The 20,318-nt window shown below is 59.7% G+C and carries 15 protein-coding genes and 4 pseudogenes; 12 read left to right on the top strand and 7 right to left on the bottom strand.

Translation table 11 applies throughout. The annotated features are described in order from the left end of the window. The first annotated feature begins 105 nt into the window (after positions 1 to 105). The 6 genes from J3O30_RS27355 (at position 106) to J3O30_RS27330 (ending at position 7,509) form a co-directional block, all read left to right on the top strand. Positions 106 to 1,614 carry an alpha-N-arabinofuranosidase gene (locus tag J3O30_RS27355; protein WP_207585545.1) on the top strand — a complete coding sequence of 503 codons (1,509 nt, stop codon included), beginning with the start codon at positions 106 to 108 and terminating at the stop codon, positions 1,612 to 1,614. Positions 1,615 to 1,817: 203 nt separating this feature from the next. Then, positions 1,818 to 3,722, top strand: coding sequence for an ABC transporter substrate-binding protein (locus tag J3O30_RS27350; RefSeq protein WP_207585544.1), 1,905 nt, complete (start codon positions 1,818 to 1,820; stop codon positions 3,720 to 3,722). 121 nt (positions 3,723 to 3,843) lie between these two features. After that, positions 3,844 to 4,848, top strand: a complete 1,005-nt coding sequence (locus J3O30_RS27345; protein ID WP_207585543.1) for an ABC transporter permease — start codon at positions 3,844 to 3,846, stop codon at positions 4,846 to 4,848. Positions 4,849 to 4,851: 3 nt separating this feature from the next. Next, positions 4,852 to 5,709 (top strand): ABC transporter permease, encoded by an 858-nt coding sequence (locus J3O30_RS27340; protein WP_207585542.1) that lies wholly within the window; start codon positions 4,852 to 4,854, stop codon positions 5,707 to 5,709. Position 5,710: 1 nt separating this feature from the next. After that, entirely contained in the window at positions 5,711 to 6,700 is a 990-nt protein-coding gene (locus J3O30_RS27335) for an ABC transporter ATP-binding protein (RefSeq protein ID WP_207585541.1), read from the top strand. Further along, entirely contained in the window at positions 6,697 to 7,509 is an 813-nt protein-coding gene (locus tag J3O30_RS27330) for an ABC transporter ATP-binding protein (protein WP_207585540.1), read from the top strand. The genes J3O30_RS27335 and J3O30_RS27330 overlap by 4 nt, the downstream gene beginning before the upstream one ends. Positions 7,510 to 7,578: 69 nt before the next feature. Here J3O30_RS27330 and J3O30_RS27325 read toward each other — a convergent pair whose 3' ends face one another. The 4 genes and pseudogenes from J3O30_RS27325 to J3O30_RS27310 all read right to left on the bottom strand — a co-directional run bounded on the left by J3O30_RS27325 (position 7,579) and on the right by J3O30_RS27310 (position 11,320). Next, positions 7,579 to 8,475 (bottom strand): GGDEF domain-containing protein, encoded by an 897-nt coding sequence (locus J3O30_RS27325; protein ID WP_207585625.1) that lies wholly within the window; start codon positions 8,473 to 8,475, stop codon positions 7,579 to 7,581. Positions 8,476 to 8,606: 131 nt separating this feature from the next. Then, positions 8,607 to 8,811 (bottom strand): annotated as a pseudogene (locus tag J3O30_RS27320) (GNAT family N-acetyltransferase); the annotation flags it as partial. 101 nt (positions 8,812 to 8,912) lie between these two features. Then, a pseudogene (locus J3O30_RS27315) lies at positions 8,913 to 9,098 on the bottom strand (DUF1778 domain-containing protein); the annotation flags it as partial. Between the two features lie 104 nt (positions 9,099 to 9,202). Then, entirely contained in the window at positions 9,203 to 11,320 is a 2,118-nt protein-coding gene (locus tag J3O30_RS27310) for a carboxy terminal-processing peptidase (RefSeq protein ID WP_207585538.1), read from the bottom strand. 1,047 nt (positions 11,321 to 12,367) lie between these two features. Here J3O30_RS27310 and J3O30_RS27305 point away from each other — a divergent pair. From J3O30_RS27305 to J3O30_RS27290, 4 genes are all read left to right on the top strand, one after another. Continuing rightward, positions 12,368 to 13,222, top strand: a complete 855-nt coding sequence (locus J3O30_RS27305) for a transglutaminase family protein (protein WP_207585537.1) — start codon at positions 12,368 to 12,370, stop codon at positions 13,220 to 13,222. A gap of 923 nt (positions 13,223 to 14,145) precedes the next feature. Beyond that, on the top strand, positions 14,146 to 14,289 hold the full coding sequence (locus J3O30_RS27300; RefSeq protein ID WP_207585536.1) for a hypothetical protein: 144 nt from the start codon (positions 14,146 to 14,148) through the stop codon (positions 14,287 to 14,289). 95 nt (positions 14,290 to 14,384) lie between these two features. After that, on the top strand, positions 14,385 to 14,606 hold the full coding sequence (locus J3O30_RS27295; protein WP_207585535.1) for a hypothetical protein: 222 nt from the start codon (positions 14,385 to 14,387) through the stop codon (positions 14,604 to 14,606). A gap of 84 nt (positions 14,607 to 14,690) precedes the next feature. Next, entirely contained in the window at positions 14,691 to 14,882 is a 192-nt protein-coding gene (locus J3O30_RS27290; protein WP_207585534.1) for a hypothetical protein, read from the top strand. Between the two features lie 363 nt (positions 14,883 to 15,245). Here the strand turns inward: J3O30_RS27290 and J3O30_RS27285 are convergent. After that, positions 15,246 to 15,491, bottom strand: a pseudogene (locus J3O30_RS27285) (GntR family transcriptional regulator); the annotation flags it as partial. Between J3O30_RS27285 and J3O30_RS27280 the strand changes: the two are divergent. Further along, positions 15,490 to 15,693 (top strand): annotated as a pseudogene (locus tag J3O30_RS27280) (M20/M25/M40 family metallo-hydrolase); the annotation flags it as partial. The pseudogenes J3O30_RS27285 and J3O30_RS27280 overlap by 2 nt on opposite strands. A 90-nt stretch (positions 15,694 to 15,783) precedes the next feature. Beyond that, positions 15,784 to 16,359: a hypothetical protein gene (locus J3O30_RS27275; protein ID WP_207585533.1), complete on the top strand. Its 576-nt coding sequence runs from the start codon at positions 15,784 to 15,786 to the stop codon at positions 16,357 to 16,359. A gap of 888 nt (positions 16,360 to 17,247) precedes the next feature. Here J3O30_RS27275 and J3O30_RS27270 read toward each other — a convergent pair. Then, a complete protein-coding gene (locus J3O30_RS27270) occupies positions 17,248 to 18,618 on the bottom strand; it encodes an alpha-glucosidase/alpha-galactosidase (RefSeq protein ID WP_207585532.1) in 1,371 nt (456 codons plus the stop codon). A gap of 22 nt (positions 18,619 to 18,640) precedes the next feature. Then, positions 18,641 to 20,308 carry an ABC transporter ATP-binding protein gene (locus J3O30_RS27265; RefSeq protein WP_207585531.1) on the bottom strand — a complete coding sequence of 556 codons (1,668 nt, stop codon included), beginning with the start codon at positions 20,306 to 20,308 and terminating at the stop codon, positions 18,641 to 18,643. Between the last annotated feature and the right edge of the window lie 10 nt (positions 20,309 to 20,318).

Below are 20,318 nucleotides of genomic sequence, written 5' to 3'. Positions count from 1 at the left end.
TCCATTAGTATGATTAAATATGCAGCTCGGTTGACAAAACGACATTCCTGATATCAAGTTAGAGGCAAGAAAACAAAAATCTTGATACATAAACGGGAGGATCCGTTGAAAACCAATGTCGTTGCCCACCGCGATTTCCGCATCGCGACCATTGACGCCAGGCTCTACAGTTCATTTCTCGAGCATCTCGGCAGAGCGATCTACGGCGGCATTTACGAGCCCGGACATCCCACCGCCGACGAGGACGGCTTCCGCCGCGATGTGCTCGATCTGGTGCGTGATCTCGACACGCCCTACTGCCGCTATCCCGGCGGCAACTTCGTCTCGGCCTATAATTGGGAAGACGGCGTCGGCCCACGGTCGGAACGCCCGGTTCGCCTCGACCTTGCCTGGCGCACCCGTGAAGCCAATCAGATCGGCGTCAACGAATTCGTCGATTGGTGCAAGAAGGCGAACACCAAGCCGATGCTCGCCGTCAATCTCGGCTCGCGCGGCCTGGATGCCGCCCGCAATTTCCTCGAATATTGCAATCATCCCGGCGGCACCTATTATTCCGATCTGCGCCGCAAGCACGGCTGGGCCGATCCGCACGACGTCAAATTGTGGTGTCTCGGCAATGAGATGGACGGCCCCTGGCAGGTTGGCCACAAGTCGGCCTATGAATATGGCCGGTTGGCCGACGAGACGGCGAAAGCCATGCGCGGCTTCGACAAGTCGCTCGAACTGGTGGTCTGCGGCTCGTCCAATTCCGATATGCAGACCTATCCGGATTGGGAGGCTCAAGTCCTCGAGCAGTGCTACGACAGCGCCGACCATATCTCGCTGCACATGTATTTTGCCAACCGCGAGAAGAATACCCTCAACTATCTCGCCCGGGCGACGAAGCTCGACCGCTACATCACCACGATCGGCGGCGTGATCGACTACATCAAGGCGAAGAAGCGCTCGAAGAAGACGATCGGCATTTCCTTCGACGAATGGAACGTCTGGTATCATTCCAACCAGCAGGACAAGGAAATCCTGGCGCGCGACGAATGGCCGGATGCGCCGCATCTGCTTGAAGACGTCTATAATTTCGAAGACGTGCTGCAGGTCGGCGGCATCCTGAATACCTTCATCCGCCGTTCCGACCGGGTGCGCATCGCCTGCATCGCCCAGCTCGTCAACGTTATTGCCCCGATCATGACCGATGACGGCGGGGCCGCCTGGCGCCAGACGATCTACTACCCCTTCTACTACGCCTCAAGATATGGCCGTGGATCGGCACTGCAGCTGGTCGTCGATGGCCCGACCTATGACAGCGACGAGGAGAACGACGTCCCCTATCTCGACGTCTCCGCCGTCCATTCCGAGGATGGCAAGACGCTGACCTTCTTTGCCGTCAACCGTCATCCGCAGACGGCACTGGATTTCGACGTGCGCCTGGAAGGTTTTGGGACCGCCAGCGTCATCGAGCAGGTGGAGATGACCCATAGCGATCTGCTAGCCGTCAACACGGCTGCGCGGCAGGATACGGTCGCGCCGGTCAATGTCCAGACTGCGAAGATCGAGGACGGCAGGTTGCGGGCGGCGCTGAAGCCGCTGTCCTACAACGTCATTCGGCTGTCGGTCTGACAGCCGCCGCCGGGTAAGGCCCATTGGCCCCCGGCTAAAGAGATTCGGCTCGACTGCGAGGAGGCAGGCGGGTTGGAGGGATGGTTGGCTAGAGCCTTGGACCTTGAGTGTTTCAAGTCCTGATGCTTTCGCGAACCGACAACCGCGACGTGCCCATGCGTGCCTTTGCGGCCGCCGTATCGTCGCTTTCTAGGGAGGAGTTCATGCAACAGTGGAAGAGGCTCGCATTTGGCGTCGCGCTGGCCGCACTCGGCCTGACAGCGGCGGCCAAGGCCGATGACTATACCTCCTTGCCCCGCAAGGAGACGCTCATCGTCGAAAATCCGGAAGGGACGATCAAGAATCCGGGCTGGTTCAATATCTGGGTCAATGGCGGCGGCGGTGTTTCCACCGGCCTGCAGCAGCTGACCATGGATACGCTCTGGTATATCGACCCCGAACAAGGGCTTGGCGGCTCGACCTGGGACAGTTCCCTGGCCGCCGACAAGCCGCAATATAATGCCGACTTCACCGAGATGACCGTGAAACTGCGCAAGGGGCTCTTCTGGAGCGACGGCGTCGAGTTCACGGCCGACGACGTGGTCTATACCGTCAAGACGCAGATGGATCATCCCGGCATGGTCTGGAGTGCTGCCTTCTCGGTTCAGGTGGCAAGCGTCGAGGCGACCGATCCCCAGACGGTGGTGTTCAAGCTGAAGAAGCCCAATTCGCGCTTCCATGCCCTGTTCACCGTGCGCTGGAACGGCGCCTGGATCATGCCCAAGCATGTGTTCGAGAAAGTCGCCGATCCGATCCGCTACGATTTCGCCAACCCCGTCTCGCTCGGCGCCTACAAGCTCAAGGCTTACGATCCCCAGGGCAAATGGTACACCTGGGAAAAGCGTGAGGACTGGCAGAAAACATCGCTTGCGCGCTTCGGCGAGCCGGCCCCGAAATATGTGACCTACACCGATCCCGGCCCGCCGGATAAACGCACCATCGCTCAGCTCGAGCACAATCTCGATATCATCCACGACAACACCCCTGAGGGCATGTTCACCCTCAAGGAAAAATCCAAGTCGATCGAGACCTGGTTCCCGGGCTTCCCCTTCGCCCATCCGGATCCGACCCTTCCGGCGGTGATTTTCAACACCCAGGACCCGACCTTCAACAATCCTGATGTGCGCTGGGCGCTGGCCCTGCTGATCGACATCAAGGCCGTCGACATGGCGAGCTATCGCGGCGCTGCGACGCTCTCGGCGCTCGGCGTACCGCCGACGGCAATCGCCATGAAAGACTATCAGGCGCCGATGCAGGATTGGCTGAAGGATTTCGAGGTCGACACCGGCAAGCAGAAGATCAAGCCCTATGACCCCAGCATCGGCCAGCAGATCGCCGATCTGCTGCGCAAGCAGCCGAAGTTCAAGGACCAGATCCCGACCGACCCTGAGGCAATCAGCACGGCCTTCGGCTATGGCTGGTGGAAGCCGGATCCGAAGGCTGCCGGCGAACTGCTGGAGAAGGCAGGCTTCAAGAAGGCCGGCGGCAAATGGATGACCCCGGACGGCAAGCCGTTCAGGATCCGGATGACCGTGGAGGGCGATTCGCGCTCCGTCTTCACCCGAGCAGGCACGCTGATCGCGCAGCAATGGGCCGCCTTCGGCATCGACGCCAAAGCCGTGCCGACGACCAGCCTATGGCAGGTGGCACTCCAGCCCGGCGATTTCCAGGTGGCGATTGCCTGGAGCGTCGAGACCTGGGGCGGCGATCCCGACCTGTCGTTCTTCCTCGACAGCTGGCACTCGCAGTTCGTGGCCAAGAAGGGTGACGTTCAGCCGCCGCGCAACTGGCAGCGCTGGAGCAATCCGGAGCTCGACAAGATCATCGAGACCATTCGCGGCATCAGCGCCGACGATCCCAAGGGCATCGAGCTCGGCAAGGATTATCTGAAGCTGGCCGCCCGCGAAATGCCGACGATCCCGCTGATGTCCTATAACGTCTTCACCTCGATGGACACGACCTATTGGACCGGTTATCCGACCATCAAAGACCCCTATACCGACCCGGTGCCGAACTGGGCCAACTCCAGGCTGATGATGGTCAAACTGAAGCCGGCTCAACCGAAATAATCCTCCCAACGCCGGCGCGCAGCCATCGCGCCGGCCCCTTATCGGCGGGCTCTGCCCGCCGATCCTTTCCCGTCGATGCTGTCCCATCGATGAAAGGAAACCAGAGAGGAACCACTGCTCTATGACGTCCTATCTGATCTTTGTACTGAAGCGGTTCGGTCAGTTTCTGCTCGTCGTCTTTCTGGGCGTCAGCATCACATTCTTCGTCACCCACCTGACCCCGATCGATCCGGTCGAAGAAAGCATCGGCGCCATTACCCAGATGGGGCAGTCCGATCCGAATGCGATCGAACTGATGCGCCAGTCACTGCGCGAGCTTTACGGCATGGAGGGCTCGATCTGGCAGCAATATCTGCATTTCTGGCTGCGGCTTGCGACCGGTGATCTCGGCCCCTCGCTGTCGGCTTTTCCCACACCCGTTTCCACCATCATTCTGCGGTCCCTGCCCTGGACGATCGGGCTGATGACGGTCTCCACCCTGATCACCTTCGTGCTCGGCAATGCGATCGGCGCGCTCGCCGGTTATTACCGGAAGAATACGGTGCTGAAGGCCGTCAGCCTCGTCTGCATCGCCCTGCTTCCCATTCCCTATTATATTCTCGCCTTCGTGCTGCTCATCCTGTTCGGCTATCTCTGGCCGGTGCTGCCGATCAATGGCGGCTATGAGATGAACGCCAATCTCAACCTGTCGTTTTCCCTGGTCCTCGATATCCTCGAACATTCGATCCTGCCGGCCATGTCGTTGATCCTTGTCGGAACCGGCAGTTGGCTGATCGGCATGCGCGCGCTGGTATCCAACATCATCACCGATGACTACGTTGTCTTCGCCGAGCTCGGCGGCGTTCCGAAGCGGAAAATTCTCCGCTCCTACATCGCCCGCAATGCCATGGTGCCGCAGTTCACCGGGCTTGCCATGTCGCTCGGTGCGATCTTCAACGGCACCGTCATCACCGAAATCGTCTTCGGCTATCCCGGCATCGGCAACCTTTTGATTTCGGCGGTGCATGCCGGCGACTACAGCCTGGTGCTCGGCCTCAGCGCCTTGTCGATCGTCGGCGTCGCCGCCGCGGTGTTCATCATCGACATTCTGAGCCCGCTGATCGACCCGCGTATCAAGGTGGAATAGAGCATGTTTACCATTATCCGTGACCTCGCCCGCCAGAATATGGAATTCCTCTGCGGCCTGCTGCTCTTTGCCGTCATCGTCGGATTGATCATCCTGTCCTATTTCTCGCCCTACGCCCCGACGGACATCTATCTCCTGCCACCAGACATGCCGCCCGATGGCGATTACTGGCTCGGCACGACATCGCGCGGCCAGGACGTTTTCTGGCAGTTGACGACCGCCCTTCGCAACACCTTGTATTTCGGCATCGGCGTCGCTTTTATTTCACGCATCATCTCGCTGGTCGTCGGCCTCGTCGCCGGTTATGCCGGCGGTGCGGTCGACCGGGTGCTGATGGCGATCAACGACAGCGTCATGGTCATCCCCCAATTTCCGCTGCTGATCCTTTTCTATTTCGTGCTGAAGGACAGCATGACCTGGACCGCGCTGATCGTCATCATGGCCTCGCTCGGCTGGTCCTACGATGCGCGCCTCATCCGCTCGGTGGCGATCGGCCTCAAGACAAGGCCGTTCACCACCCAGAGCGTCTATTCCGGCATGAGCATGCGCAAGATCCTCGCCGAGGAGCACCTGCCCTACGTTCTGCCGATCGTCTTTGCCACCACGATGAACAACATGATCTGGTCGATCGGCATGGAGATCACCCTGTCGGTGCTCGGCTTCACCGATATCGAGACGCCGACCATGGGCATGATGATCTACTGGGCCAATGCGCATTCGGCGCTGATATCAGGCGTATGGTGGTGGGTGGCGGCACCCGTCGCCGCGATCGTCGTTCTCTTCCTGGCGCTCTTCCTGCTGTCGATGTCGATGAACGAATACAATGATCCGCGCAGCCGGCTGAACCGGATGGGAAGTTAGCATGGACCCTTTGGTCGAAATCGAGAATCTGAAAGCCTATTACCGTGCCTTCCTTTATGGCGTCGATCGCGAGGTGCGCGCCGTCGACGATATCAGCCTGACGATCGGCCGCGGCGAGGTTTATGGCGTTGCCGGTGAATCGAGCAGCGGCAAGACCACCCTGATCAAAACCATTGCCGGCGCCATCCGGCCGCCGCTGCGGGTCGTGTCGGGGAGCGTGAAATTCCATTTCGCCGGCGGCACCCAGGATATTTATGCGATGAAGCCGGAGGAGCGCATGGCGCTGCGCTGGAAGCATCTGTCCTATATCATGCAGGGGTCGATGAATGTGCTCAATCCGGTGCGCCGGATCCGCCATTCCTTCACCGATTTCGCCTTTCGCCACATGCCCGTCGGCAAACAAGTTTTCTTCGAAAAAGTCGCCGCCCATCTGCAGCGGCTGAAGCTCGATCCGCAGCTGCTCGACGCCTATCCGCACGAGCTCTCCGGCGGCATGCGCCAGCGCATGACCATTGCGCTTGCCACCATCCTGACGCCGGAATTCATCATCGCCGACGAACCAACGACGGCGCTCGACGTGATCGTTCAGCGCGACGTGCTGTCGATGATCCGCGAAATCCAGCGCGAGATGGGCTCGTCCTTTCTGTTCGTCACCCATGATATGGGGGTTCACGCGACGGTCTCCGACCGCATTGGCATCGTCTATGCCGGGCGTCTCGTCGAGGAAGCGCCGACCGCCAAGCTCTTCAGCAGGCCGCTGCACCCCTATACGCAGCACCTTGTCGGCAGCCTGCCGCGGATCGGCGATGCGACGACCAGGCCTTCGCTGGAGGGGCGTCCACCCAACCTTGCCATGCCGCCGGAAGGCTGCCGGTTTCACCCGCGCTGTCCGAAGCGGATGGATATCTGCTCGCAGAAGGTGCCGCCGCTCGTCACCGTCGAGCCAGGGCGGCGCGTCGCCTGTTTCGCAGTTACGGGAGATCAGCTTTGACCGCTCTGCTCAGCCTCTCGCATGTCACGAAAATCTACCGGCAGGGCGGCATGCTCGGCCGGCGCCTGGTCACGGCGGTCAAGGATGTCAGCTTCGAACTTGGCGAGGAGCCGGAGATCCTGTCGATCGTCGGCGAATCCGGCTCGGGCAAATCGACGATCGCGGCGATGATCCTGGGGCAGACCGAACCGACGGAAGGGCAGCTGGAATTCTCCGGCAAAACCGTCTCCATCCATAGCCGATCCGAACGCAAGGCCTTCATGAAGGAGGTCCAGCCGGTTCTGCAGAACCCGTTCGAAGCCTTCAATCCGCTGAAGCGGGTCGACCGTTACCTGTTTGAGACGGCCCGCAATCTGTCGGGCCCGGGAAAACGGATAGACCGGAAAGAAGCGGAGCGGATGGCCGATGCCGCGCTTACGCATGTCGGCCTGACGCTTGAAGAGGTGAAAGGCCGGTTTCCCCACGAACTATCAGGCGGCCAGCTTCAGCGCGTCGCCATTGCCCGCGCGCTGATCCCGCAACCCCGCCTGCTGGTCGCCGATGAACCGGTCTCGATGGTCGACGCATCGCTGCGCATGGCCATCGTCAACCTCTTCGGCCGCCTGAAAAGCGAACTCGGCCTGTCGATCATCTACATCACCCATGATCTGGCCACCGCCTATTACGTCAGCGACAACATCATCATCATGCGCAAAGGCGAAATCGTCGAACGAGGACAGGCCCGCCCCGTGCTGGATAATCCGCAGCATCCCTATTCGCGTGCGCTCAAGGAGGCGGTGCTGGCGGCGGATTTCAGCCCAGTAGCGTAGCTGGGGAGGCCCGCCCGCGCCGCGGCAGAGATCTTCGAATCACTGCGGAAAACCAGCCAGCATCTTTCCCTACGCCGCGCGCACCCTGTCGCGGCCGCTCAGCTTGGCGGCATAGAGCGCCTGATCGGCGCGCCGGTAAAGCTCCGAGGCGCTGTCTGACGGCAGACAGGCGGCAATGCCGGCGGAGCAGGTGTAGCTGAAGTCGGGCGAGTCAGCGAGCGGCCGGGAGAAGCGGATCACCGTCAGCATGCGCTCGATAATGGCGATGGCGTCTTCCGGGCCGGTTGCCGGCATGACGAGAAGAAATTCTTCGCCGCCGACCCGGCCGAAACAATCGCTGCGGCGAACGCTCTGATGAATGCGATGGGCGAAATCGCGCAGGACGAGATCGCCGGCGTGGTGGCCGAGCCGATCGTTGATGTGCTTGAAATTGTCGATGTCGAAGACGGCAAGGCAGCCGCTGCTTCCATTGTGGGCGGCGGCCAGCATGTCTTCGACCCTCGCCATGACGAAGCGGCGGTTGGCGACGCCGGTGAGTTCGTCGGTGTAGGACGCCTTGATCGCCTGATCGCGATCCTGCCGGACTGTCCTGCCATGCGCCCTGAGCCTGGTGATATCGCTTGCGATGCACAACATCCAACCGTTCTGCTGCACCGCCTCGGTCATCCACAGCCATCGGCCGTCGCACAAGTCCGTCTCGAAGGCGCGATAGCCGATCTTGCCGCGGCGCGACTGGGTTGAGCGCAGCCACGCCTCGAAATTACCAGTCCGAATGACGGTGCCACGGCTCAGCTCGAAATTGCGCCGCATGAGATCCGGCCAGAGCGGCGCCTCATCCGGCTCGATGAAATAGGCCGAACGAAAGGCGCTGTTGGCATATTGCAGCTGGTCATCGCTGTCATAGACCGCAATCAGCGTTTCGGTGTGCGCGGAAAGGTTGAGAAGCTTTTTGGCTAGCGCGTCCATATCGAACCCTGTCTGGTTGCCCTGGCATGACATGGCGCAGTAATCCTATGAGGAAAGGGCCGGCTGCGGCAAGCAAGGGCGCCTCCCGTGATTACGGGAACGTCAACGAGAACAGCTCGTCGCGGGCGGCTTCACCGCAGCGCGCTACTGAGATCATGCAACCCGACCATCAGCATCATGGGGTCGGATGGCGAGGGCAGGAAGCCGACCGCTTCATAGAAGGCGCGCGCCGTCCGAAATCGCATGCACCAGCATACCGCGGATTCCGAGGATTTCTGCGGCGTTGAGCAGGCGCAGGCCCGCATCGCGCACCAATGCCCTGCCGATACCCCGCCCCTGGTAGGATAGATCGCAGCCAGTCATCGAGTTCAGGCACACGGCGGAACAGAATTCGGCCAGTTCGTGATGATCGGCCAGGGGTGCCGGCGCGCTGAGGGTCACGCCTCGTCCCATGGCGCTTTGGTCGACATGGTCCGTTTCAGGCAGTCATTGGGATGCGCTGGCGCGTCGAGGCGGGCAAGATATTCGGCATGGATTTCGGGGCTGACCGTGAATGTGGTCCGGTCGAGCAGCACTTCCGGACTTTTGTTCGTGAGTGAGGAAGGCATGGGAAACTCCTGTCTGGGCACGACAGAGCGTAACGACGTCATCTTACAAAGTATCGTAAAAATATCATCGTTACGCAATCCGTCATGTGCGCAACCGGGCGGCGCTGTAGTCGGTCTGACTATTTCCCGTCCGTCTTTCCCGATGGTTTCGTGGCTGCATTCAGGAAGCCGCCCTGCAGATCCACCGCGTCTGCAAGAATGTCGGCGGCCTCGTCGAGCAACACGTCTTTTGCGTTCTTGCGGGCATTTTCGATGGCAATATCGGCGCTCAGGCTGCGCTCGCCTGACTCCAGGCCATCATCGCCACCGGGATCGTCGCCACCGCTTTCCTGCGCACGAGCCTTGAACCGTTCGGCGCGCGCCGTCGCTTCCTTGCGACGTTCGGCTTCATTCAGGGAAACAATCCCCTTCTCGCGCTGCGCCTTCAGGTCGGCAATGTCCTTCAACAGGCGCTGGAAATCCGGATCGCCCTTCACCCGCGCATCATGGCGGCTTTGCAATGTCGGCAGCAGTTTCGCAAGCGCCTCGTCGCGCGAGTATTTCGCAGGCTTGATCTCAGCCCATGGCAGGGCATTGTCATAACTGGTCTCGCCGAAGCTTGTCGGATCGGACAGTCCCGGCAGGCTGATATCCGGCGTCACGCCACGCAGCTGCGTCGTGCCGCCATTGACCCGGAAAAACTGGGCGATCGTCACTTTCAGCTCGCCGAATTCGGGTTTGCTATTGTGAACCACCTGGTCGAGATCGACGACGGTCTGCACCGTGCCCTTGCCGAAGCTCGGTTCGCCGACAATCACGCCTCGACCGTAATCCTGGATTGCCGCGGCAAAAATCTCCGAAGCCGAGGCCGAGCCGCGATTGATCAGCACACCCATCGGGCCTGCCCAGACAGGCTCTGGGAAATCCGAATCCTTGACCTCGATCTTGCCGTTGCCGGCACGCTGCTGAACGACCGGGCCATTGCCGATGAAGAGGCCGGTCAGATCAATCGCCTCATCCAATGAACCACCGCCATTGTTGCGCAGGTCCATCAGAACGCTGTCGACATTCTCTTCTTTCAGCTCGCCGAGAAGCTTGGCGACATCGCGGCTTGCACTTTTATAATCCTTGTCGCCTTTGCCCTTGGCTTCGAAATCCTCATAGAAGACCGGCAGGGTAATGATCCCGATTTTTCGCTCGATATCGCCCACTTTCACCGACAGCACAGTCTTCCGGGCAGCCTGCTTATCGAGACTGATTTTATCGCGCACCAGGTTGACGACGCGATGTGTGGCATCGGCGCCGGCATCGGCCGGCAGAATGTCCAGCCGCACGACGGAGCCTTTTTTGCCGCGGATCATCTGCACGACTTCATCAAGGCGCGTTCCCACAACTTCCTTGATCGCCCCATCCTTGCCCTGGCCAACGCCGGTGATGCGGTCTCCGACGGCGAGCTTGCCGGAAAGCTGCGCCGGCCCGCCGGGCACGAGTTCACGGATCGTCGTGTAATCGTCGCGCTCCTGCAGCACCGCGCCGATCCCGAACAGCGACAGCTTCATCGAGACATTGAAATCGGCGGAAGCGGCCGCGCCGAAATAATCCGTGTGCGGATCGACCGAGTTTGAATAGGCATCCATGAACGACTGGAAAACGTCGTCGCTTTTGAATTTGTAAACGCGCTCGAGCGTGTTGTCATACCGCTTGTCAAGCGTGTCGCGAATAGCCGCATCGGTTTTGCCGCCGAGCTTCAGCCGCAGCCAATCGCTCTTGACGCGCTTGCGCCACAGCTCATCGCTCTCGGCTTGCGACTGCGGCCAGGGCGCCTTTTCGCGCAGCACCGAATAGTCTTCCTTTGTACTGAAATCGAAACCCTGCTTCAGCAGGCCGCGCGCATAGGTCATCCGATCGACAACGCGCTGTTCATAGGCGTTGAAAATCGCAAACGGGATCTTCAAATCCTTCCGTTCGATCGCATCGTCGATCTCGCTGCGGTCAGCCATGAACTTGTCGATGTCGGCCTGCTGGAAGAGCATGCGGTCCGGATCAAGCGACTTGATGAACTGATCCATGACCCTCGCCGACAAGGCGTCGTCGAGCGGAACCGGCTTGTAGCTATAGCGCGAGAGAAATTGTGCGCTCAACTGAGCAGCTTGCGCCTGTCGCTCCAGCGGCGCCAAAACCGGCGGCGATGCGACTTCAGCAGAGGCGGACTGTACGATTGCAAGAAATGCACCGAGAAAAACGAAAGCTATGCGCATGCAGCGTTGATCCAATTCTTCATGCCGAGGGTGGATGTGTGATCTAAGTGAGGCAATTGTGGTTTTTTGGCAAGCAGGAGGCAAATTGGATTAGTCTGCGAGGCCTGAGAAAAATGGCCCGGCACGATCGATCGCGAGAAAGTGCTCCGCGTCAATCCGCTGGACGGGTGATCGATACGTCTTCGAAACTTCCTGCATTTTCTCGGATTCGAAGAACCAGTGGGACCACAGCAAGCGGATCGGGCGGCGGATATATCTCGCTAGTGCAGTCGGATCGAGCCTGGAGGAAGTGAGGGGTTTCGCAAAATTCCCGCCGCCAGCTCTTGGCACGATGCCCATCGCCCGCGCCGATACTGTGTTTAGACGAGAGCCTGTTGGCTGCGCACCGAGCCAGCGGTCAGGTTAATTAACCGTGCAATTGTGTCGGAGAACGGTCGCAAGGCTAATATCTCCGTGCGGCCGACAAGACGAAGGGTCAGCAGTCTGCAACGCACCAGAATCGGTATGGTTGCTGCGCCGTACAATATGCAGCACTCCGGGTCTATCGCGGGAAAAGAATGTTCACCCACCTAAGAATGTGCTGCATATCATTGGACCGCGCAGCATGTTAGAAGGGCTGCGACTCCGGAAAGGAGCACGCATGCCGCTGGACATTCTTCCCAATCGTTTCGAAATATGGCCGGCGACAATGCCATCATGGTTATGGGCAACGGCTCCTCCAAGCAGGCCGTCGTCGTGACCAAGGCGGCACTCAAAGATGCTCCGCCTGCCCCCATAGTTTACGGCTCAGTTCCGCTACCCGACCTCGCCACGATCGGAGCGATTGCCAGCTCAAAATTCGACAAAGGCATGATCGCCGTCGATGGCCGGATTTGGGTCACAGCAGAGGATCTTCGAGAGGGGCGACGTGTAATTGGATAGGATCGGCCGCGCGTGGGGAGCTCCATGGCCACGATCGCGCCCGCAACGCGAGAACCCGGTTGCGGGTGCCGTTTCGATAGCGCATGCCTTCGCTGAACGGAACGATCTTGCGTTCGGGAGACCACAATGAAACTTCAGATCAAGCATCGAACGAGCTACCGTTACGCGCGACCCGTCTGGCTGCTTGCACACCGATTGATGCTGTCGCCCCGAACCGCCCAACAGCTGCGGACCTTGTCTTTCGGGATCGACTGCTCTGCCCGGGGATCGATCGACTGGGCGCAGGACGTCTTCGGCAACACAATAGCCACGGTGACGTTTTCTGAACAAACCTCGGAGTTGACGATCTCCAGTGATGCCGTTGTCGAGCAGACCGCCGATCCGTGGCCTGTTTTCAATATCGACATTTCGGCCCACACCTATCCCTTCACCTATTCAAGCGAAGACAAGACCGACCTTGGCGCATTTGCTGTTGCGACATCTTCCCGTGGCGCGGTGTCGGATTGGGCAGGAGCGTTCGTGCGCAGCCGCCCGACCGACACGCTGTCACTCCTCAAGGATTTGAACGCCGGCATTCTCACAAATGTCACCTACCGTATCCGAGATGAAGAAGGCACGCAGTCGCCCGAACAAACACTGGAACTCGCAAGCGGCTCATGCAGGGACATTGCGGCGCTCTTCATCGAGGCGGTGCGCTGCCTGGGCTTCGGTGCCCGTGCTGTCTCCGGCTATCTCTACGACCCTCAGGCCTCGGTCGATGACGGCGGATCAACGCATGCCTGGGCGGAAGTCTATCTTCCCGGAGCAGGCTGGATCGCGTTTGATCCCACCCACCGACGGGTGGGAGCAGCCTGTCTCATTCCCGTGGCGTTTGCTCGCAACGATGGCCAGATCATGCCTGTGACCGGCGGATATGCTGGAACGCCGGAAGATTTCGTGGAAATGGACGTGTCGGTCAAGGTCATCGAGATACGAGAATAGCGTGGGAGATGGGCGCTCGGCTGCCCTATTCCTTTCAAATCATCGACCCGTTTAAGAGATTTCGAAATTGAAACTATTGCGTATCTGAAATACGCGAAAGTTACATCATGTTTATCTCGTCGGCGAAAACATAGATAAAACGCGTGGCCACCGCCAGGCGCAGGCCGGCAAATTGGTCCATCTCACGCGCGGTATCTACGTCGGCGCGGCCGTCAGCCGAAGCGGACAATCCGCTATGCAAAACGAAACAACTGTTGATCGCTCCTTAGGCATAGCACGCCCTCTGATCGTGTCTTTGAGAAACTTCCAGCCGGCGGACCAATATCCGGTATCAGTCTGGCTAGCGATGCAAAATCCCCTAGTCGGCACGCATTCTTTTCATTTGCTTTGCCGCCTCAAGAGGCGCACGGTCCGAACTTCAGTAAGCCATGTTCAGGGCGCTGCTGTTTTAGGGTCACCATACCCTAGCCCCGACTGAAAGGAGGACGTTATGTCTTCCAACATTTCCCTTCGGTTCCTGACGGCCATGGATCGCAACATTCGTCGGGAAGTGCGCTTCCGCAGGCACCGCTGCTAGGCTTTCGATTTTGAGCCTGGCGGAGCGTTTGAGTACCGGTTGGGCCGCTCGGAAAAGACAATCATCCCTCTCAGCATCGCGCATCATCAATCTGCTATCCGCGGTTTGCCCCGTGGCAATCTGCAGACCGCGCATTAACGCCCTACGTGACTGACTTCTCACCATGGGCGTGTGAATATGCATAAGCAGATTTTGGTTCAACGTGGACACCCGCGCGCTCGGCATGGCTGTAGGTGAGATGGGCCTACCCTTCGCCGTTCCGTGCTTTAGCAGTTTCACACTGCGTTCCCAAGACCTTGGTCGACACCGCCAGCTTGCTCTCTTCCAACCATCAGGAAAGGCTCCAATGTCCAAGACATCAATGCTCTATTTATGGAAGAGCACATCAGTCTATCTTAGCCGGTTTCGATACATCGAATTCCTGATCAAGTCGGCCCCTGCTTTCAGCCTAGCCTTCATCGCTTACGTCGCACTGATCCACCCTCGCTGAACGACGCGCGACTGCTTCAGGCACCGAGCAAGATCTGCCTAACCGATGTTGGTTCTGTTTCGACGCAGACCTCATCTCAACCAAGGAGTTTTTCTATGCCTTCCGATGAAGCAGCACCGATCCGCCGAACAATTCGCATGTTTCCCGCCGAGAAGACTGCCTTTACCGAGATTGCGTTCACTAAGATTGTGGCCACGGAAAAAGGGGGGCAGGATGAGAAATCAGCGTTGCTCAAAGCCCTAAGGATCAGCCGATTGCAGGTGATACATCTCAGCGACAACGAGCAGGGCCAAGACCCGAGCAAATTCCCCCACTAACCGTTCACAAGTGGCTATCGCCCACAAATCTTCGCGGGTGAAAATCCCCGCCGAAAGACTAACTCACTCTCAAAGGAGATACCCATGATCGAATTTAAATCGTCGGACGGTAACGCCGAAAGATCAGCAGAAATCGACCTGCACCTTAAAAAACTGGATGCCGAAATGGCGTCGCCGAATATCAAGGAGATAAGGCACGCTGAACTCAACGCGCTTTATCGCCAGCTAAGCGCCGAAAGAGTCTTGCTTACCTCGGCAATGGGTTCAAAGCATTGACGATTAACCTGGCGCCAGGCCCGCTTAGGTGAGACCAGCCAAATTCCTGCTTTGGGAAAGTGCCGATAGGCGCTCTCCAACATGGCATGACCGACCCTATTGATCTTGCGGGTAAACCGGAAACGCGCCTTGGCCAGGCGGGGTCGAACTTCGCAGCCTTGGCGATATTGCTGGATCGACCTCGACCGACCAAGTGCCGGACGAGAAGCTTTCGACAGTACGGATGGCGAGCAGAAGGGCGCGGACAGATCGCTGATAAAGTTACGCTTGGGACACGGATCGCGGTTATCGGAGTCTTGCGCATAATGGTGCCTCGCAAGATGGAACTCGCCACCGGCCGCTCCCCCGGCGAAAAACGCCCCATCACCGATGCACGGCCGCGAGCGCAATTCCGTCGGCGACTTCCTGGCAGCGATCGGTCAAATTGGCGGTCGCCACACGCAGGTGGCTACTCGGCAGAACCGAGAATTTCGCTCCCGGATGAACCGCGATGCCCCTCGCCGCGAGCGTGACCAGCGCAAATGGTTCCGAGGACACTGGGATCCAGGCGCAAAGACCACCGCCATGGGCGGCCTCGACGCCGCGCTCGGCGAGCGCATTGATGAGTGACAAGGTGACGACCTGCCCTCTCATACCCGGCAGTGAAGACTTCTCACATTTCCTCGAGCACAAACCTGGCGCCTTTCTGCGTCTCGGTAATGGTGTCAACTCGGCGATCCTGCATAGCGCCAAATATGACTTCGCGGACGAAAGTCTGACGGCAGGTGCTGCCATGTGGGCGCGGTTGACCGAACGCTACCTCGACGAATAGGCTGCCTTTCGAAAGCGCATTGCGCTCGCAAAGCTCTCACTCAAGGCGCGACAAATCGAACGACTAAACTAAGCGCTCCTAGCATTATCTGTGGGAAACTCATACAACCACGGCAACAAGTTCGAAGCGGAGGTGGAAAAGCTCGCGCAGGCACTCGCGCTCATCGATGACGGCGATCCTAGGCAGGCGGAAGCCGGCGTCCGTGCCCTCGGGGAGCTACTCGGCTTCACCGCGACAAGGCCCGACAATGACGGAGACACCGGACCCGACGTGTTGTGGCGCGATGACGCGAATCCGCGCCAGTTCGGTTTCGAATTGAAGACGGACAAAAATGATCCGGCGACCTATTTCAAGAAAGACATTTCGCAGGGTCATGACCATCTCGAATGGATGGCGCAGACCTATCCCGGCCACACCATCCTCGGCCTCGCCTTTGTCGGTCCGGCGGGCAAGGCGCATGCCCAGGCCAACCCCTCGGCCGACATGAGCCTGTGTCTGCCATCGGCCCTGGCGGCGCTGCGCGACGAACTGCTGGCGCTGATCGAGGATCTGCGCAAGCACACGCCGATGGAGCGCCTCATCGCGATTGCAAAGGAGACGGAAAAAGATCGCTGGGACATCGAATCCCTGCTGGCGCGTATCGATCCAAAACCCATGAGCAAATGAAACCACGCTGTCCGCCCGCGCTGGTCCGCGACAGGATGTTGCGCGGGGGAAATCGGCATTGCCTTTGAATTTCTCGGGCATCCCGGAAGTAGCGGTAGATTTTGTTCGCGGTCGGTCATCATAGCAAATGCCAAGGTCACGCGCCCGCGAAACCCAGCCTTCGATGTATGAGGAAACGCCCGATCATCCGCCGACCGCTTCGCCGCCAGTCTTTGGCTGCCGAGCGGATCGGTCTTTCGATCGAAAGCCATTGCCGAGCGATGGCGGCAGAGCTTGAGATCGAACCCGCCGCGCCGCGCCAATCCATCAGAATTCCGATAAAAAGCGTAAGCCTTGTTGAATTCCTGATCGGCCCGGCCGCCGGCCCCGCGCAGCAGAATTGTGGGCAGCGGCACGCCCGACCGGTCGGCTTTGCTACCTCTTCCCGCACGGGCGCTTTATGGCTGCGCCACCGCAACGTGAGCGGAAATTATTGCCGATCGACCGAGGGGTTGACTGAGGCCTAAAGCCAGGGCTCAAAGGTGGCATCCACGGTCGCTCGCGGCGGGAAAACATAGGGAATTATAAGGTTTTTCGCTACGCCATTGAAATCATGTGAGAATCCAGCTTCCCCAGCCAAATCTCCCTAAATTCCCTTGATTGCTTGATTTTCCAGTCGTGCCGTCGACCTGACCGTTGGCCGTGAAGCCCTTCCTGGCGACGTCGTGCGGTCCTTGATGTCGGCCCCATGAACCGCATTCCCAGGCGCACCGCGTCGGATACGCGATCAGATCGCCACAGCGCGTCGCCGTCGGTTCCTCAACCGGTCGCTGTACCCGGCGTCCGCAAAAAACCCCGCGGTTGTTGCAACACCGCGGGGCTCTTTGACGCCTGACCAGGGAGAGTAGGTCAGGCAGCCTTGACTTTACTGGATGTGCGGGCCCATTCGGGCAGCCAGTTGCCGTGGGTGGCGAGCAGGTCGTCGACCAGCGACCAGATCTGGTCGAGGTCGAGTTCGGCCGCCGTGTGTGGGTCCATCATCGCGGCGTGGTAGATGTGCTCGCGATTTTCGGTCATCAGCGCCTGCACCGTCAGTTCCTGGACGTTGATATTGGTGCGGATCAGCGCGGTCAGCTGCGGCGGCAGGTCGCCGATGAAGGTCGGCTGGATGCCGGAGGCATCGACCAGGCAGGGCACTTCGGCGGCGCAGTTGTTCGGCAGCGAGGTGATGCAGCCATTGTTGCGGACATTGCCGTAGATCACCGAGGGTTCGCCGGTCCAGACCGAGTTGATGATCGAGGAAGCATATTCCTTCGACGGCTGAATCTCGATCTTGTCGGCGCTGCGATAGGCCTCCGCCTGGCCCTTCCAGCGCTCGATCTGCTCGATGCAGCGTTTTGGATATTCATCAAGCGGAATGCCGAATTTCTCGATCAGGTCCTCGCGACCCTCCTTGATGAAATAGGGCGTGTATTCGGCAAAATGCTCCGAGCTTTCGGTAACGAAATAGCCAAGACGCGTCAGCATTTCGTAGCGCACCTTGTTCGGGCAGCGCGGGTTCCAGCCGGGCTTCGGCGCCCTGCCCTCGCGATAGGCGCGCAGCAGATCGGGATAGAGGTTGCGGTAGGAACCATCGGCCTGGCGATGCTCGAATTTGAGATAGAAGGCCATGTGGTTGATGCCGGCCGCCCGGTAACGGATTTCCTCGTAGGGAATGTCGAGGTCATGGGCCAGCTCCATCGCCGTGCCCTGCACCGAATGGCAGAGGCCGACCTGGCGAATGGTCGGGTATTTCTCCGATATCGCCCAGGTGTTGATCGCCATCGGGTTGACATATTGCAGCATGATCGCCTCGGGGCAGATGGCGAGCATGTCCTCGCAGATCTTCCAGAGATGCGGCACGGTGCGAAGCCCGCGCATGATGCCGCCGACGCCGAGCGTATCGGCAATCGTCTGGCGCAGCCCGTATTTCTTCGGCACTTCGAAGTCGGTGACGGTGCAGGGTTCATAGCCGCCGATCTGGAAGGCGACGACGACGAAATCGGCGCCGGCAAGCGCCTTGCGTTGGTCGGAATAGGTCTCGGCCTTGGCCTTGACGCCGAGCGTCGAGATCAGCTTGTTGACGACGACGGCGCTTTCTTCCAACCGTTGCGGATTGAGATCCATCAAGGCGATCGTCGCACCCGACAGGGCCGGACGCTGCAACACGTCGCCGACGATGTTCTTCATGAAAACGGTGGAGCCTGCTCCGATGAATGTGATTTTGGGATTTGCTGCCATTATAACCTCCGGCATTCGATAGTCATGCTACCTCGAAAGCGGCTTTGACGAGCCGTTCGGTGTAGGCGGTCTTGGGATGGGATAGTACTTCGTTGACGGGACCCTCTTCGACGATCTTGCCATGCTGCATAACGATGACGCGATGGCAGAGGGCTCTGACGACCTTGAGATCGTGGGAGATGAAGAGGTAGCTCAGGCCGCGCTCGTCCTGCAGCTTGCGCAGCAGTTCGATGATCTGCGCCTGGACGGAAAGGTCGAGTGCGGATGTCGGCTCGTCGAGCAGGATGAACTCCGGCTCGAGCGCGATGGCGCGGGCAATGGCGATACGCTGGCGCTGGCCGCCGGAAAATTCATGCGGGAAACGCGACAGGATATTGCCGGGCATGCCGGCTGAGATCAGTGCCTCGCGCACCCGGTCCTGCCGTTCGGCCCGGGTGGCGCCCAGCCGGTTGACGACGAGGCCTTCCTCGATGATCTGGCCGATCGTCATGCGCGGGTTGAGGGATGAGAACGGGTCCTGGAACACCACCTGCATGCGGGCCCGGAATGGCCGCATCCCGGCCCTGGAAAGCCCGTGGATCGGTTGATGGTCGAAGTGGATCTCGCCGCTGTCGGGCGTGTTCAGCCGCAGGATCGCCTGGCCGAATGTCGTCTTGCCGGAGCCGGATTCGCCGACGAGACCGAGCGTCTCGTGACGGCGCAGCGTCAGGCTCAGGCTGTCGACGGCGACAAGCTCGCGCATCGCCGGCTTGAAGAAGGTGCCGTGGCGCATCATGAAGGAGACGCGCACGCCCTTGGCATCGAGGATGACATCCGATCCCTCCGGCAGCGGATTGGCCTGGCCGCGCGGCTCGGAGGCAAGCAGATGCCTGGTATAGGCGTGCTGCGGATTGGCAAACAGGGCTTCGGTGGTGTTGTGCTCGCGCACTTCGCCATGCTGCATCACATAGACGTAATCCGAAAACTGCCGCACCACGGTCAGGTCGTGGGTGATGAGGATGACGGCCATCCCCATTTCCTTCTGCAGGTTGCGGATCAGGTTGAGGATCTGCGCCTGCACGGTAACGTCGAGCGCCGTCGTCGGCTCGTCGGCGATCAAGACATCCGGATCGTTGGCAAGCGCCATGGCGATCATTACGCGCTGGCGCTGGCCGCCGGAAAGCTGATGCGGATATTGCATCAGCCGCGCGGCCGGATCGGGGATCTGCACATGTTCGAGCAGTTCGAGCGCACGTTTTTGCGCGTCCCGTTTGCTGATCCGGCGATGGACGCGGATCGCCTCGACGATCTGGCTGCCGATCGTATAGATCGGGTTCAGCGAGCTCATGGGCTCCTGGAAGATCATCGAGATGCGGTCGCCGCGCAGCTTGCGGCGGGCCCGCTCGGAAAATGTCAGGATATTGCTGCCGTCATAGGCGACCGTCGATTTCTCCGAAACCACGGCGCGCTTCGACAGCAGCCCCATCACCGTTCGCGCCGTCACCGATTTGCCGGAGCCGGATTCGCCGACGATGGCGATCGTCTCGCCGCGATAGAGCTGGAAGGAGACGTCCTTGACGGCTTCGACCATGCCGTCCTCGACCTTGAAATTCACCGCCACATTGCGAGCGTCGATGATTGGCGTGTCCGAGCGGCCATCATGGTCGTGGCGGACGGGCGGGGCGAAGGAATTGACCAGTGCAAGAGCCATATCAATCACC

The organism is Rhizobium sp. NZLR1 (genome assembly GCF_017357385.1).
Classification (GTDB): Bacteria; Pseudomonadota; Alphaproteobacteria; order Rhizobiales; family Rhizobiaceae; genus Rhizobium.
Note: the sequence above shows the minus strand (reverse complement) of the source record. Positions and strands in the feature narration are given on the sequence as shown.